The sequence below is a fragment of the Streptomyces sp. NPDC012510 genome (genome assembly GCF_042955065.1).
GTDB lineage: Bacteria > Actinomycetota > Actinomycetes > Streptomycetales > Streptomycetaceae > Streptomyces.
Genome location: NZ_JBIBEN010000008.1, coordinates 162,203 through 176,334, shown reverse-complemented (window position 1 = coordinate 176,334; position 14,132 = coordinate 162,203). Strand labels below are relative to the sequence as shown.

11 protein-coding genes are annotated in these 14,132 nt (G+C 73.5%); 10 read left to right on the top strand and 1 reads right to left on the bottom strand.

Translation table 11 applies throughout. The features are described 5' to 3' along the window. The first annotated feature begins 38 nt into the window (after positions 1-38). The 10 genes from ACFY9I_RS17355 (at position 39) to ACFY9I_RS17310 (ending at position 11,589) form a co-directional block, all read left to right on the top strand. Positions 39-716, top strand: a complete 678-nt coding sequence (locus ACFY9I_RS17355; RefSeq protein ID WP_391002400.1) for a methyltransferase domain-containing protein — start codon at positions 39-41, stop codon at positions 714-716. Then, the gene (locus tag ACFY9I_RS17350) at positions 713-5,170 is read left to right on the top strand and encodes an alpha-(1->3)-arabinofuranosyltransferase family protein (RefSeq protein ID WP_391002712.1); all 4,458 of its coding nucleotides are present in this window, start codon (positions 713-715) and stop codon (positions 5,168-5,170) included. Before ACFY9I_RS17355 ends, ACFY9I_RS17350 begins: the two co-directional genes overlap by 4 nt. Beyond that, complete coding sequence (locus ACFY9I_RS17345; RefSeq protein WP_391002398.1) at positions 5,167-6,885, top strand: condensation protein; 1,719 nt, start codon at positions 5,167-5,169, stop codon at positions 6,883-6,885. The genes ACFY9I_RS17350 and ACFY9I_RS17345 overlap by 4 nt, the downstream gene beginning before the upstream one ends. Further along, entirely contained in the window at positions 6,885-7,673 is a 789-nt protein-coding gene (locus ACFY9I_RS17340; RefSeq protein WP_391002396.1) for a methyltransferase domain-containing protein, read from the top strand. The genes ACFY9I_RS17345 and ACFY9I_RS17340 overlap by 1 nt, the downstream gene beginning before the upstream one ends. 21 nt (positions 7,674-7,694) lie before the next feature. Further along, positions 7,695-8,609 carry a hypothetical protein gene (locus tag ACFY9I_RS17335; RefSeq protein WP_391002710.1) on the top strand — a complete coding sequence of 305 codons (915 nt, stop codon included), beginning with the start codon at positions 7,695-7,697 and terminating at the stop codon, positions 8,607-8,609. After that, positions 8,606-8,863 carry a Trm112 family protein gene (locus ACFY9I_RS17330; RefSeq protein WP_391002394.1) on the top strand — a complete coding sequence of 86 codons (258 nt, stop codon included), beginning with the start codon at positions 8,606-8,608 and terminating at the stop codon, positions 8,861-8,863. The genes ACFY9I_RS17335 and ACFY9I_RS17330 overlap by 4 nt, the downstream gene beginning before the upstream one ends. Then, the gene (locus ACFY9I_RS17325) at positions 8,860-9,708 is read left to right on the top strand and encodes an FkbM family methyltransferase (protein WP_391002392.1); all 849 of its coding nucleotides are present in this window, start codon (positions 8,860-8,862) and stop codon (positions 9,706-9,708) included. Before ACFY9I_RS17330 ends, ACFY9I_RS17325 begins: the two co-directional genes overlap by 4 nt. Next, positions 9,671-10,276, top strand: coding sequence for a hypothetical protein (locus ACFY9I_RS17320; RefSeq protein ID WP_391002390.1), 606 nt, complete (start codon positions 9,671-9,673; stop codon positions 10,274-10,276). The genes ACFY9I_RS17325 and ACFY9I_RS17320 overlap by 38 nt, the downstream gene beginning before the upstream one ends. 184 nt (positions 10,277-10,460) lie before the next feature. Then, positions 10,461-11,396, top strand: a complete 936-nt coding sequence (locus tag ACFY9I_RS17315) for an MEDS domain-containing protein (protein ID WP_391002388.1) — start codon at positions 10,461-10,463, stop codon at positions 11,394-11,396. A 55-nt stretch (positions 11,397-11,451) separates the two neighbouring features. Next, on the top strand, positions 11,452-11,589 hold the full coding sequence (locus ACFY9I_RS17310; protein ID WP_391002386.1) for a hypothetical protein: 138 nt from the start codon (positions 11,452-11,454) through the stop codon (positions 11,587-11,589). Here ACFY9I_RS17310 and ACFY9I_RS17305 read toward each other — a convergent pair. Continuing rightward, positions 11,550-14,084: a LuxR C-terminal-related transcriptional regulator gene (locus ACFY9I_RS17305; RefSeq protein ID WP_391002384.1), complete on the bottom strand. Its 2,535-nt coding sequence runs from the start codon at positions 14,082-14,084 to the stop codon at positions 11,550-11,552. The genes ACFY9I_RS17310 and ACFY9I_RS17305 overlap by 40 nt on opposite strands. Positions 14,085-14,132 lie beyond the last annotated feature (48 nt).

Below are 14,132 nucleotides of genomic sequence, written 5' to 3'. Positions count from 1 at the left end.
CCTCCTTCAAACGCTCCGTATCCCTCTTCCGGGCCTTCATGCGGGAGCAGGACGATCCCGAGTACTGCTATGCGTTGCTGGCCCGTGATGCCGTCGACCAGGTCGAGGCGTACGACGGGCCGGTCGACGGGCGGACGGTCCTCGATGTCGGTGGGGGGAGCGGGTACTTCACCGAGGAGTTCCGGCGGCGCGGGGCGCACGCCTATCTGTTCGAACCGGATCCGGCGGAACTGGGGTCCAAGCCGCCTGACGGGGCCGTCGTCGCCGACGGGTATCTGCTGCCCCTGGCCGACGGTGTCGCGGACGTCACCTTCACCTCCAACGTGCTGGAGCACGTGGCCGATCCGCCGACCTTCATCAGTGAGCTCGTACGGGTCACCCGGCCCGGCGGGCTGATCTACGTCTCGTTCACCAACTGGCTGTCCCCGTGGGGCGGTCACGAGTGGGCGCCCTGGCACTACCTGGGGGCGGAGCGGGCGCGGGCCCGCTATCGGCGCCGTACCGGGAAGGACGCCAAGCACACTCTCGGCGAGAACCTCTTCGCCGTGCACATCGGACGCACTCTGCGGCAGGTGCGCGGCCGGGACGACGTGACGGTCGTGTCGGCGCGCTCCCGCTACTGGCCGTTTCTCGCGGAGACCGTCGTCAAGGCGCCGGGTCTGCGTGAGTTCGCCACCTGGAACCTCCTCCTCATCCTCCGGCGGTGTCCACCATGACGAGCACGGTCCAGGCTCCACCTCCCGCGCCGGTACGGCCGGCTGGCACGACCGAGGGTCCCCCGGAGGGTCCTCGGTCGCGGCGCTGGCTGCTGGGGTTCTGGGCCGTGGTGTTCGTACTGCTGGTCGTCGCGCAGCCGGGGCGGCAGACCTTCGACACCAAGCTCGGGGTCACCACCGATCCCTGGCAGTTCGTGTCCGACCTCGGTCAGCTCTGGCACGACCGGGGCGGGTTCGGCGGGATCCAGGACCAGTACGTCGGTTATCTGTGGCCGATGCTGCCGTACTACGGGCTGACCGATCTGGTCGGGCTGCCGGTGTGGCTGGCGGAGCGGCTCTGGCTGTCACTGATCGTGTCGGTGGCCTTCTGGGGTGCGCTGCGGCTGGCGGAGCGGCTGGGCGTGGGAAGTTCCGCGTCACGGCTGGTGGCGGCCGTCGCGTACGCGCTGTGGCCGGTGTTCACCACCGTCGTCGGATCGACCTCGGCCGCCGCGCTGCCGGGGGCCTTCCTGCCGTGGGTGCTGCTGCCGCTGACGGACGAGCGGTACAGCGCGCGGGTGGCCGCCCTCCGGTCGGCGCTCGTCATCCCGTTCATGGGCGGGGTCAACGCGGCCGCCACCCTGGCGTCGTTGTTGCCCGTCGGGCTCTATCTGCTCACCCGGACACCGGGGCCACGACAGCGGCGGATGATCGCCTGGTGGGTGCCGGGGGTCGTCCTGGCGACCGCGTGGTGGGTGATCCCGCTGCTGCTGCTCGGTGTGCACGGGGAGAACTTCCTTCCCTACGTGGAGAGTTCGCAGACCACGACGGCGACCATGTCGGCCACCGAGTCGCTGCGGGGCGCGGGGAACTGGGTGGCCTACCTGAACTTCGGTGAGCCCTGGCTGCCGGCCGGGTGGTCCGTCGCCGCGTCCGTGCTCGTGATCCTGTCGTCGGCGCTGGCGGCGGGGCTGGGCCTCGCCGGGCTCGCGCGGCGGGACCTGCCCGAGCGGCGGTGGCTGGTGCTGACCGTGCTGGTGGTCGCGCTGATCACGCTCGCCGGGTACGGCGGGGCGCTCGGGGCGCCGTTCCACGGGGTGGTCCAGGACTGGCTGAACGCGGGCCTCGCGCCCTTCCGGAACATCTACAAGTTCCAGACGGGCCTGGCGCTCGCGCTCGTCCTCGGGCTCGCGCACCTGGTGGGCGTGGCCACGCAGGCGCGCGGGGCCCGCCAGGTGCGGGGGCGGCGGTTCGCGCCGCTGATCGCGGCCGTGCTCGTCGTCCCCGGGCTGCTGTGGCCGTACCTCAACGGGTCGGTGCTGCAACCCGGTTCGTTCCAGGAGCTGCCCAAGTACTGGCAGGCCACGGCGGACTGGCTGGAGAAGAACTCGCCGGACTCCCGAGCGCTGGTCGTGCCGGCCACCGCGCACGGCATCCACACCTGGGGCACGACGGTGGACCAGCCGCTCGACGTGCTCGCCGAGTCCCGCTGGGCGCAGCGCGACTACGTCCCCTTCGGCACCCCCGGCAACCGGCGCGCGATGGACGCCGTCGAGCAGGCGCTGCTGACGGGCGGCGAGGTCCCGGGCCTGGCCGACTACCTGAGCCGGGCGGGCCTGTACTACGTCGTCGTACGCAACGACCTGGACCCCGACCAGATCGGCTCCGTCCCGACCACGACCGTGAAGCGGACCCTGGAGCAGTCGGGGTACGAGCGGGTGAAGGGGCTCGGGCCGACGATGACCGGCGGGCGGATCGCCGAGGACACCCCGCTCCAGGTGGAGGGGCTGTACGCGCGGCAGCGGGCCGTGGAGATCTACCGGCCGGCCGAGGACGTGCCGCGTCCCGGCCAGGCGGGGCTGAAGGCGATCGCCGACACCGCCGTCGTCTCCGGTGGCCCCGAGTCGCTGCTGCCGCTGGCCGCCGATCCGCAGCTGCGCGAGAGGGCCACCGTGCTGACCGGCGACAACCACCCCGGCCTCGGCACCCCGGCCGTCCAGGTGGTCGGTGACGGGCTGCGCTACGCGGACACCCGCTTCGGACTGGTCAACGCCAACACGTCGTACACGTACACGGCGGACGAGCGGAACCCCGGCGGGAGCGTGCAGGACCCCGGGAGGAAGCCGAAGCAGATCCTGCCGGTGTCGGGGCTCGACCACCAGACGGTCGCCGAGCTGCGCGGCGCCAGGTCGGTGACGGCCTCGACGAGCGGGAACTGGCTGTTCCATCTGCCCCAGTACGACCCGGTGAACGCCTTCGACGGCGACCGGAGCACGGCCTGGGCGGAGGGCTCGGCCGGCTCGGCGGACGGGGAGTGGCTGCGGATCGACTTCGACGGCGGCCAGGACATCCCGGAGACGTTCGAGGTCACACCGTTGCCGCAGGACGGGGTGCGGTCGGCGCCGACGCGGATCAAGGTGGAGACCGAGCGAGGCTCGCGCTCCACGAACCTCCAGGCCGACGGCTCGACCCAGACGGTCAACGCCCGTCCCGGTGAGACGAGTTGGCTGAAGATCACGATCCTCGACTCGGCGGCGCGGCACAGTGGGCTCGTCGGCGCGGGCTTTGCCGAGGTCGACATCCCCGGCGTCAAGGTCACCCGGATGCTGCGGCTGCCGACGGACGCGAAGGAGTCCGACGCCTCCGCCGAGGTGGTCTCCCTTCAGCGGGCCGCCGACCCGACCGGCCTCTCCCCCACGGGCACCGAACCGGGCCTGCACCGCACCTTCGCCACCTCCACGGCGGGGACGTACGCGATGAAGGCGACGGCCGTCCCCGTGCCGGGCGAGGAACTCGACAAACTGCTGTACGAGGTCGCGCCCGAGCAGCAGACCCGGATGACGGCGACCGCCGACTCCACGGCCTCCCTCGGGGCCGGGATCTCGGCGCGCAACCTCACCGACGGTGACCTGACCACGGCGTGGATCGCGGGCGACGAGCCGACGATCCACCTGGACTGGGGCGACAAGTGGCCGGTCGGCTCGCTCGTGCTGGCCCCTGCGGGCGGGCTGTCGACCCGCCCGACGCAGGTCGAGATCAGCTCCCCCGACGGCGCGGTCATCGCCGGTGTCGACGAGAACGGCTGGGTCCGCTTCGAGCCGATCACCACCGACCAGCTCGACATCACCATCACCGAGACGGCCCCCATGACCGTCCACAACCCCGTCGCCGACGACGACCTGCAACTCCCGGTCGGCCTCACGGAGGCGTACGTCCCGGCCCTCGACCAGTACCGCACCCCGCAGCCGGCCCCCACCCGGGACTTCGAGCTCCCGTGCGGCAAGGGTCCGGCCGTCGAGGTGGACGGGACGCTGTACGAGACGAGTGCGCGGGGCACGGTGAGGGACCTGGTCGAGCGTCGGCCGGTCGATCTGACGCTCTGCCGGAACAACGGTGGCGACGCCGGGTTGGAACTCGGCGCGGACGACCGGCACACGTTCGAGTCCGAGGACTCGGGCGCCCTGGCCGTGACCACCGTGACCCTCACCCGCGGCACGGTCTCCGAGCCCGCGGCCACCGGCCGCGACCTGCGCGTACGGGACTGGCTCGGCGACCGTCGCGAGGTCACCGTCCAAGACGGCGCGGCCTCCTACCTGACGACGTACGAGAACTTCAACGACGGCTGGAAGGCCACACTGGGCGGGCGCGAGCTCACGCCCGTACGGCTCGACGGCTGGCAGCAGGGCTGGCGCGTCCCGGGCGGCGCGGGCGGCACGGTCAAGCTGTCGTACGAGCCGTCCACGACGTACGAGGCGGGCCTCATCGGCGCGGGCGTCGGGCTCGCGGCGCTCATCGGCCTGGCCCTCTGGCGTCGCCGGGAGCCCAGCCCCGACGGGCCGCAGCCCACGCCGCCGGGGCCGGGCCTCTGGCTGGGCACCGTCGCCCTCACCCTCGTCGGCGTCGTCATCGCGGGCTTCCTCGCCCTCCTCGTCCCGCTCCTGGCGCTCCTCGCCTGGAAACGGCACACCCTGCTCGTACCGATCGCCTTCCTCGCCCTGGCCGGCGCCGGCGTCGCCGCCGCCTTCGGGGCGGGCGAGCCGGTCGCTGCGGACGAGGGCGCGTTCGGGCCGGTTGCCCAACTCCTGGCACTGACAGGCATGTTCGCCGCGCTGGTGAGTGTGCGGAGGGATGTGGCGACCTCGCCCGACCGGCCGGGTTCGACGCGGCGGTTCGAGGTACCGCCGGGGGCGGAGGAACCGACGGAGCCGTTGCCGCAGCGGCGGCGGGTGGGCAAGAGGCTGAACGGGGGGCCGGGAGGGACCGGCTCGGGTAAGCCGGTGAGCCCTGAGGGCTCCGGTGACTCGGTCGCGAGTCCGACGATCTCCGCGCGTGGGCCCGGCTCGCCGCACGGGGGATCCGGCACCTCGCAGGGGGAGTCCGACACCCCGACCCGGCGGATCCCGTTCACCAAGCCGAAGTCCGGGGCGACGCCACCGCAGGACGAGGGCGGCACGGGAAGGGGTGGAACCTCATGACGGCACTGGACCACTCCGCCCGGGACGACGCCGCCCGGGGCCCCGTCCGCATCCCGTTCCCCGTCGTCGACGAGGTGTCGCGCCACTGTCTGCAGGAGGAGGAACCCGAGACCGTCCACATCGAGGTCCACCTCCCAGGCCGCCTCGACCCCGACCGTCTGCGCGCGGCCTTCACCGCCGCCCTGCGCCACCACCCCCGCATCCTGATGCGGGAGACCCCAAGGCGCTGGTACAGCCGCCGCTACGAGTGGGAGCTGACCCCGGAGCCGGAGACAGAGGTGGTGACCTTCCTGCCACCGGGGCCGCGTGCGCTCCGCGACGCACGCACCCGCGCGCTGATGGAGGCGCCCGCGCTCACCCTTTCCCCGCCGATCCGCCTGGAGGTGGTCGCGGGGGCGGGCCCGGCGGTGGGCAGCGAGGCGTGCGACGACGTGGGACACACGCCCCGTCCCGCTGCCCTGCCCTCGGGCCATCGCCCCGGGGCAGCACAGGGACCGAACACAGCCGACACGGCCGCGGGCAGCCGTCCCGCCGGGTCAGCACAGGCACCCGACACAGCCGACACGGTTGCGGGCGACTGCCCTGGGACGGCACAGGGACCGGCCACAGCCGACAAAGCCGCGCGCAGCCGTGCCACGGAGGCGAGGGGCGTCCCCGCGCTCGAGCGAAGCCGAGAGTGGGGGAGGGCGGGCGCAGCGGCACCTCGTACCGCCGAGCAGCGGAACCGAGCCCCGGCCGACACCACCGCCGGGCGCCAAGCAGGGAACGGCACCGTCCTCTTCCTCACCATCAACCACACCGCCCTCGACGGCCCCGCCTGCCTCCGCATACTCGCCACCGCCGCGGAGCTGTACGGCGGCCAGGACAACGCCCCCGCCGCCCCACCCGTCCGCCCCCTCCCGACCTCCACGTCCACCTCTACACCCACCTCCACTTCCGCCCCGCACGAACCGAACCCACCCGCCCCGGAGCCCCCCTCCCCCTGGGCCCGCCCCGCACGAGTCGCCCCCGGAACCCCCGAGCCCTCCCCCGGCAACGGAATGCTCGTCACCGAACTCCCCGTCCCCCGCCGCCCCAAGTCCGCCCCCTACACCGTGAACGACCAGCTCATGGTCACCACGGCCCTGATGCTCGCCCACTGGAACCGGGAACACGGCGCCCCTCCCCGCCCCCTGCGCATCACCATGCCCGTGGACGACCGCCCGAGGGACACGGACATGCCGATCGGCAACGGCACCCGCCTCGTCGAAGTTCCCTTCTCCCCAGCCGAGTTGAGCCAGTCCCACACCCCCCTGCCCATCCTCCTGCGCCGCACGGCGGATCGCACCCGCGCCCTGAAGTCCCTCCAGAGACCCCAACTCGGCCACGGCGCCTCCCTCTTGACCGCCCCGGTCGTCCCCGTCTCCTGGCGCGCCGCCGCCACCCGGGGCCTGCGCCGGGCGGCGGCACCCTGGACCTCGACCACCCTGCTCAGCAACATCGGCCGCGTCCCGTACGCGCTGGACTTCGGCGAGGAGGCCGGCCGCGCCCACGCCGTGTGGTTCTCCGCCCCCGCCCGTATGCCGCGCGGCCTCACCGTGACGACGGCCTCCACGGCGGGCCGCCTCCACCTGGCCCTGCGCTGGTCCCGCGCGCTGCTCAGCCACGGCGACGGCGCCCACCTCCGCGACCTCTTCGAGCACTACCTGCACACGACGGAAGAGGACACCCGGTGATGCCCACCACCACTCCCACCGACGCCTCGGCCCACGCCCCGGCGGCCGGACTCCGGGACTTCTACGAGAACCCGTCCGTCCCCGTCGCCTCCGGCACCCCCCGCAGCCTCGCCCAGGCCCGCATGCTGGCCGCCGCCCTGGGCCCGGCCGCCCGGGGCCCCCGGACGATCCTCGACATCGGCTGCGGCGACGGCACCGCCGCCGCCACCGCCGCGCCCCTCCTCACCGGCCACCGCCTGATCGGCGTCGACTGGTCCCAGGACGCCCTCAGACGAGCCCGCACCCGCGTCCCGTACGCGGTCCGCGGGGAACTGGCCGACGGCGGGCTGCCGTTCAGGTCGGAGTCCGCCGACGCCGTCCTGTTCAGCGAGGTCATCGAGCACCTGGTCGACCCGGACGCGGCCCTCGACGAGATCCGCCGCGTCCTGCGCCCCGGCGGCCATCTGATGCTGTCGACCCCCAACCTCGCCGCCTGGTACAACCGCGCCCTGCTCCTCGCGGGCGTCCAGCCGGTGTTCTCGGAGGTGAGCATGCGCGGCATCCACGGCCGTCCCGGCACGGAGGTCGTGGGCCATCTGCGGCTCTACACCGCCCGCGCACTACGGGAGTTCGTGGCCGCCTCCGGCTTCGAGGTCGTACGGCTGCGCGGGGCGCCCTTCCACGGCGTACCGCGTCCGCTGCGTCCGCTGGACCGGCTGGTCTGTGCGGCCCCCTCGGCCGCGTCGATCCTGCTGCTGCACGCACGCAGGCCGGCCGGCGCGACCGCTCGAACGAACAGCCGGACATAGGGGGCGACGATGTGGTGGGGAGTGGCCGCGGCCCTGCTGGCGAACGCGCTGTACAGCACCGGATTCGTCCTGGAGAAACGGGCGCTCACCGCGATGCCGCAGGTGACCGTCCGGGAGCCGGTGAGGCTGCTGCGGCTGGTCGTCGGCAGTCCGCTGTGGATCGCGGGCTCACTGTCACTCGCCGCCGGGTTCGCCGCCCAGTTGGCCGTGTACCGGACGCTGCCCATCGCCGCCGCGCAGGGCATCTTCGTCTCGGGACTCGTCCTGCTGGTGCTGCTCTCCGCCCGGCTGCTCGGCGAGGAGACCACGGGCCGGGAGCGGTTGGCCCTCGGGGCCATCCTCGCCGCGCTGCTGATGGTGGTGCTGTCGCTGGACGAGGGCTCCGACACCGTCAGCCGGGAGGCGCCGTACGCGCTGGTCCTGACGATCTGCCTGCCCGCGCTGGCGGCGGGGGTCGGGCTGTACCGGTCCGCCGAGCGGCGCGCCCGGCACCGGCACCGGCTGCCGACCACGGGCGTCGAGTACGGCGTGGCCGTGGGCCTGCTGTACGGCGTCAGCTCGCTCGCGATCAAGGGCGTGTCGAGCTATCTGACGACCAGCGGGCTCGGGGAGGCGGTGGTCGGTCTGCTGCGCTCCCCGTACCCCTATCTCCTGCTGTTCACCGGCGCGTTCGGTCTGGTGATGTCGCAGGCGGCGCTGCAGCGCTGCCGGGCCTCGTTGATCGTGCCGGTCTGTACGACGGTGACCTGTCTGTTCACGGCCGTGCTCGGCACGCTGTCGTTCGGGGAGTCGCTGCCCGACGATCCGCTGCGGCTGGCGCTGCGGCTGTCGGGCACGGTGCTGGCGGTCGCCGTCCTGCTGAGCATGCCCAAGCACGACAGCCCGCCGCCCGCACCCCGGGATTCCGCACCAGCCAAGGAGTTGACCCCTCCATGAAGCCCGACGACCCGTTGCTCCGGATCCTGGCGTGCCCACTGGACAAGGGGCCGCTGCACCTGGTGGTCCACGAGGAGGAGGAAGAGGAGCGACCGGACACCCACCATCCGTCCGTGTCGCTCTACAACCCGCGGCTGCACCGCCGTTACCCGATCGTCGACGGCATTCCGCAGCTGCTGCCCTCCTCGGGCGAGCAGGTGACGGAGGACGAGCACCAGGACCTTCTCGCACTCCTCGAGGGGATGAGCTCATGACCACGCTCGCCGCCCGGCTCGCGCCCGTCCTCCCGGACCGGCTGGTCGCCGCGGCCGCCCGACTCGTCTACCCCCGCTTCGAACCGGAGCTGGCCCGGCTCGACGAGCTGTGCCCGCCTCAGTGCCGCACGGCCGTGGACGTCGGCGGCTGGTACGGCCCCTGGACGCGGCGGCTGTCGCGACGCGCCGAGCACGTGGTGACCGTCGAACCGGTGCCCCGGCTGGCCCGGCTGCTCACCTCGACGGCCCCCGCCAACGTCCGGGTCGTCCAGGCCGCCGCCTCGGACCGTCCGGGCACGGCCCGGCTCTGGCTGCCGCCGGGCGACGACGGCGGGCGAGGAGTGTCCTCCCTGGTCCGCCGGGACATCCACGCCCGCGCGCTCGACGTCCGCTGCGTCACCCTCGACGGGCTCGGCCTCACCGACGTCGACTTCGTCAAGATCGACGTGGACGGCAACGAGCTGGCCGTCCTGCGGGGCGCGTCCGGCCTCCTGGCCCGCGACCGCCCGGCCCTCTTCGTCGAACTGGAGTCTCGTATCCAGCCGATCGCCCCGGTCGTCGACCTCCTCACCGGCCTCGGCTACGCCGGCTGGGTCCTCCCCGCCGGGACCTGGCACCCCCTCCGCCCGGCCGCCCTGGAGGCCCACCAGGCCCGTACCTCGCACGTGGCCTCCCACGGGCTGCTCCGGCGTGTCCTGCCGTTCGCCGGGCCCCGGTACGTCAACTCGGTGCTCTTCCTGCCGGACGGGCGCCGCCCGGGTGAGCCGGCCGGCCGCCGCGGGCCCGCCTCCGGCGCCGTACGCGACCATGGACCGCATGCCCTCCGCGAAGCGCCCCGGCCCTGACAAGCCCTCCGGCCCCTTCACCCCGCTCGACTTCCAGCTCGTCCTGCTGCGCCGTATGGCCGACCACAATCCGGAGCTCGTCGACGACGCCCGGCGTGAACTGGGGGTCTCGCTCGCCGAGATGCGCGAGGCGAACCGCCGGTGGCAGGCGATGGTGCGGTCGCCGAGGGCGCGGGGCCCGGCCTCCCGGTACCGGTCGGTCCTCGGCGCGCCCGAGGCCGTGACCCCGCGCCGCATCGGGGACCTGGAGTGCGAGGCGTGGCTGTGGCCGGTGCCGTTGTGGGCGGACCTGCGGTTCGAGGTGCTGCTCGCACCGAACGGGGCGGTGTGGAACGAGTGGCTCGTGCGGGCGCGTGGGGCCGTCGGCCCCGCTCTCCGCACGGTGGAGGACCTGACGCCGTGGTCCTGCACGGTCGACGAGGTGGCCCGGGCGTTCGCCCCGGCGCGACCGTTGGAGGGAACGGCGCCCACGCGGTGGAGGTTGGCGTTCGTGGCGCCCGACAGAGAGGGGACCCGGCGGGAGTGTGTCGCCGAGTTCACGTGGGGTCTGCTGCAGAGGATCGCCTAGCCGCGTCCCCGAAAGGCCCACATGCGGTCGTACGACGTCAAATCACGGCCACAGTCGGTCAGTTGTTTTTCCCGATCGATCCCAAAAGCCCCTCAAGGGGAAGATTGGCGATCACCGGGCCGCTGGTGGCGTGGAGGGGCCTACTGTCCGTGCAGAGTTTTGATTCTGACGGGAAGGCGCCCCCATGACGACCCAGCACCCCGGGGAGCGAACCGTGCCGGTCGAGCGGCTGCGGCTGGGGGACCACGCGTGCATGGGTCCGACGGATGTGGCCGGGGGCGGAGGCCGGGACGGGGGCGGGGAGTCTCCGTGGAAGGTGTTCACCGCTTACACCCGGACCAGTCTGGCGCGCGGGGAGAAGGTCCTGCTGGTCATGGACCCGGACGACCTGACCGACGACGAGGTCGTCGCGCTGCTGGACCGGGGCAGCGGGCAGGTCGTGGCCGCGCGGGCAGGCGGACAGTTGTCCCTCAAACGCAACACGGAGATCTACGCGCCCGACGGCCGCTTCCTGGAGCAGCGCACGATCGACACGTACGCCGCCGAGGTCGACCGTGCCTGCGACGAGGGCTGGTCGGGACTACGGATCGCCGCGGACATGAGCTGGGCGCCCCGGATCAACCTCGGCCACGACCGGCTGCTGGACTACGAGGCGTCGGTGGCGCCGCTGTTCGCGGACCCGCTGTTCACCGCGATCTGCTGGTACGACCGGCAGCGGTTCGACGACGACTTCACGGCCCGCGTCGGCAAGGTCCACCCGCTGCTGGTCATGGAACAACTGGACTCGCTGGAGGTCACCGAGCCCCCGGACGGCGGCCGGATCTCCGGTACCGCCGAGCTGAGCACACGGACGGAGTTCGTCGAGGCGCTGCGCGAGGCGCTGGAACGCCGTGACGACTCCGGGCCCAGCGATTTCGTCCTCGACCTGCGCGACCTGTGCTTCATGGAGGCCCACTGCGCCTGGCAGTTGATCAGCCTCGCTTCGTCGCTGCAGGCCGGCAGCAAGGTCACCGTGCGCTGCGGCGAGTTGCTGGGGCTGGTGCTGGAGCAGCTGGGCGCCGGTGAGGTGCCCCAACTGGTGGTCAGTGTGGAGGGGGACGAGGAGAAGGGCGCCGGGTGAGCGAGGCCCTGCTGTGGCGGATGGAGTTCGGCGGTGCCGAACTCCCTCTGGCGCCGTGCCCCGGGCCGGCCCCGGCGGCCCCGCCGACATCGGCACCCACCGTGTCCCGGCCCGCCCCGGCGGGCTCCCCGACATCGGCGGCCCCGGCCCCCGCTACGACCCCGACCGCGCGCTGAACCAGGCCGCCACCTGACTGCGGTTGTGGAAGCCCAGCTTGACGAGGATGCGTTCGACATGGCCCTCGGCGGTGCGGCGGGCGATGACAAGATGGTCGGCGATCTGCTTGTTGGTGCGGCCCTGGGCGACGAGGGCCGCGACCTGGAGTTCACGCCGGGTGAGCGGGACCGCGTCGGCGACGGGCTCGGGGGCCCGCACCGAGGCCGGGTCGGCCGGGGCCCCGAGCGACAGGGAGCCCTCCCGCGCGCCGGGCGGCGAGCCCTGGTGCGCGACGGAGGCCTCCCCCGTACGCTCACCGGAAGCCGAACCCTCCCGCCACCCACCGGAAGCGGACCCTTCGGGCCACCCACCGGAAGCCGGGCCCTCCTGCCACCCGGCGGATACCGTGCTCTCCCGCCGCCCAGCGGCCTCCGCACCCTCCCGCCGTCCACCTGACACCGCGCTCTCCCGCCGCGCGGAGCCCTCGCCCCGCTCGTCGAGGGCGTAGGCCACCGCCTGCTCCGCCGTCAGGCAGCCGCCGCGGCGATGGGCCAGGGCGTAGGCGCGGTCGCCGAGGGCGCGGCGGGCGTGGTGTTCGGCGGCGGGGGGACGGCCCGGCTGGAGGAACTCCATGGGGTTGCCGCCGATATCGTGCCAGATCCGGTCGACGGCGCCCCGCAGCACACCGGCCCGCTCGGCGTTGCCCGCCAGGGCCTCGGCGGCGGCGAGCAGGTCGAGGGTGCGGGCGAGGCTCTGGTGCTGCCGCACGGTGTACGGCAGCCGCAGACAGGCACGGGCGTGGTCGGCGGCCCGGTCGTACCGCCCGGTCGACCAGTGCGCGAGGGCGAGCGTGCGCAGCGCCCAGGAGCGGGCCCACTGTTCACCGTGGGCCTCGCAGAGGGCTACGGCCTCGGCGCACAGCGGGATCGCCTCCGCCGCACGGCCCCGGCTGACGAGGGTGCAGGCCAGTTCGACGCGGGTGAGGACGATGAAGGCGGTGCAGGCACGCGCACGGCCGGGGCCGAGGGCCCCGGCCGGTACGGGCGGGGGCGCGGGCACCGGAAGTTCCTCGTCGGCGACGGCCGCGATGTGCACCGGGTCGAGCCCGGCGAGCACGGCGGCGGAGCGGCTGTGGACCAGCGAGGTCAGGGCGCCCGCCCACATGGCCCGGGTGAGTGCCTCGTCGGGCCGGGCCCCGGCTCGCAGCGCGCCGTCCATCCAGTGCCGGCCCTCGCCCCAGATGCCGCCCGCGACCCAGTGGAACCACAGGCCGGCGGCCAGCCGCAGCCCGTGCTGGGCCTCCCCGGGGGTGGTGAGGCAGAAGTCCAGCGCGGCCCGGAAGTTGTCCTGGTCGATGCGGAGCCGTTCGGTGATCTCCACCTGGTCGGGACCGAACCAGGCCTGCTCGTACTCGGCACCCAGCCGCGCGAAGTGGTCCCGGTGGCGCCGCCGGGTCTCGGTCGCCTCGCCCAGGTCGTGCAGCTTCTCCAGCCCGTAGTCGCGCAGGGAGACCAGCAGCCGGTAGCGCACCTGGCCCGCGCGTTCCTCCCGGACGAGCACCGACTTGTCGACGAGCCCGGCGACGGCGTCCAGGACGTCACGCGCGTCGACGCCGTGCCCTGTGCAGACGGCCTCGGCGGCGGCCAGGTCGAAGCCGCCGACGAACACCGACAGCCACGCCCACACCAACTGTTCCTGCGGGGTGCACAGTTCATGACTCCAGTCGACGGCGGAGCGCAGGGTGCGGTGGCGGGGCGCGGAGGTGGGGCTGCCGCCGGTGAGGAGCTGATAGCGGTCGTCGAGGCGTTCGACGAGTTGGTCCACGCCGAGCGCCCGCACCCGTACCGCCGCCAGCTCGATGGCGAGCGGCAGTCCGTCGAGGCGGCGGCAGAGCCGGGCCACGGCCTGCTGGTTGCCCTCGCCGACGGTGAAGCCGGGGACCACGGCCGCCGCCCGGTCGGCGAACAGCCGGAGCGCGGGGAAGGACTCGACCGCCGACGGGCTCAGCTCCTCCGGCGCGGGCGCGGGCAGCGGCGGCACCTCGAAGAGATGCTCCCCGGCCAACCCGAGCCGGTGCCGGCTGGTGGCGAGGATCCGTACGCCCTCGGTGGCCGCCAGCACGGTCCCCGCGAGCACCGCGCAACTGCGCAGCAGGTGTTCGCAGTTGTCGAGGACGATCAATAAGCGCCGTTCGCGCAGGTGGTCCACGAGGATCTCCAGCGGGGGCCGCCCGGTCTCGTTGCGGACCCCGAGCGCGTCGTTCACGGCGTGCGGGACGAACGCCTCGTCGCGCAGCGCGGCCAGCGGTACGAGCCACACGCCGTCCGGGAAGGCCCGTGAGACCTGTCCCGCCACATGTGCGGCGAGCCGGGTCTTGCCCACCCCGCCGGGTCCCGTCAGCGTCAGCAGCCTGCCCACCGACAACAACCGTCTGACATCCGCCGCCTCGTCCCGTCGCCCCACGAAGCTCGTCAGCTCCGCCGGGAAACCGGAAGTGCGTCGCGACTCCGATCCGCCCACGATGCTGGTCACGCCCTCAGTTGTGGTTCCCGTACGCGCTGTTGTAACCCCGAAGGGTAG

Excerpts from the sequence above, each read along its gene's own strand:
- ACFY9I_RS17355 (WP_391002400.1), top strand. The coding sequence starts at position 39 with ATGCGGGAGCAGGACGATCCCGAGTACTGCTATGCGTTGCTGGCCCGT.
- ACFY9I_RS17350 (WP_391002712.1), top strand. The coding sequence starts at position 713 with ATGACGAGCACGGTCCAGGCTCCACCTCCCGCGCCGGTACGGCCGGCT.
- ACFY9I_RS17345 (WP_391002398.1), top strand. The coding sequence starts at position 5,167 with ATGACGGCACTGGACCACTCCGCCCGGGACGACGCCGCCCGGGGCCCC.
- ACFY9I_RS17340 (WP_391002396.1), top strand. The coding sequence starts at position 6,885 with ATGCCCACCACCACTCCCACCGACGCCTCGGCCCACGCCCCGGCGGCC.
- ACFY9I_RS17330 (WP_391002394.1), top strand. The coding sequence starts at position 8,606 with ATGAAGCCCGACGACCCGTTGCTCCGGATCCTGGCGTGCCCACTGGAC.
- ACFY9I_RS17325 (WP_391002392.1), top strand. The coding sequence starts at position 8,860 with ATGACCACGCTCGCCGCCCGGCTCGCGCCCGTCCTCCCGGACCGGCTG.
- ACFY9I_RS17320 (WP_391002390.1), top strand. The coding sequence starts at position 9,671 with ATGGACCGCATGCCCTCCGCGAAGCGCCCCGGCCCTGACAAGCCCTCC.
- ACFY9I_RS17315 (WP_391002388.1), top strand. The coding sequence starts at position 10,461 with ATGACGACCCAGCACCCCGGGGAGCGAACCGTGCCGGTCGAGCGGCTG.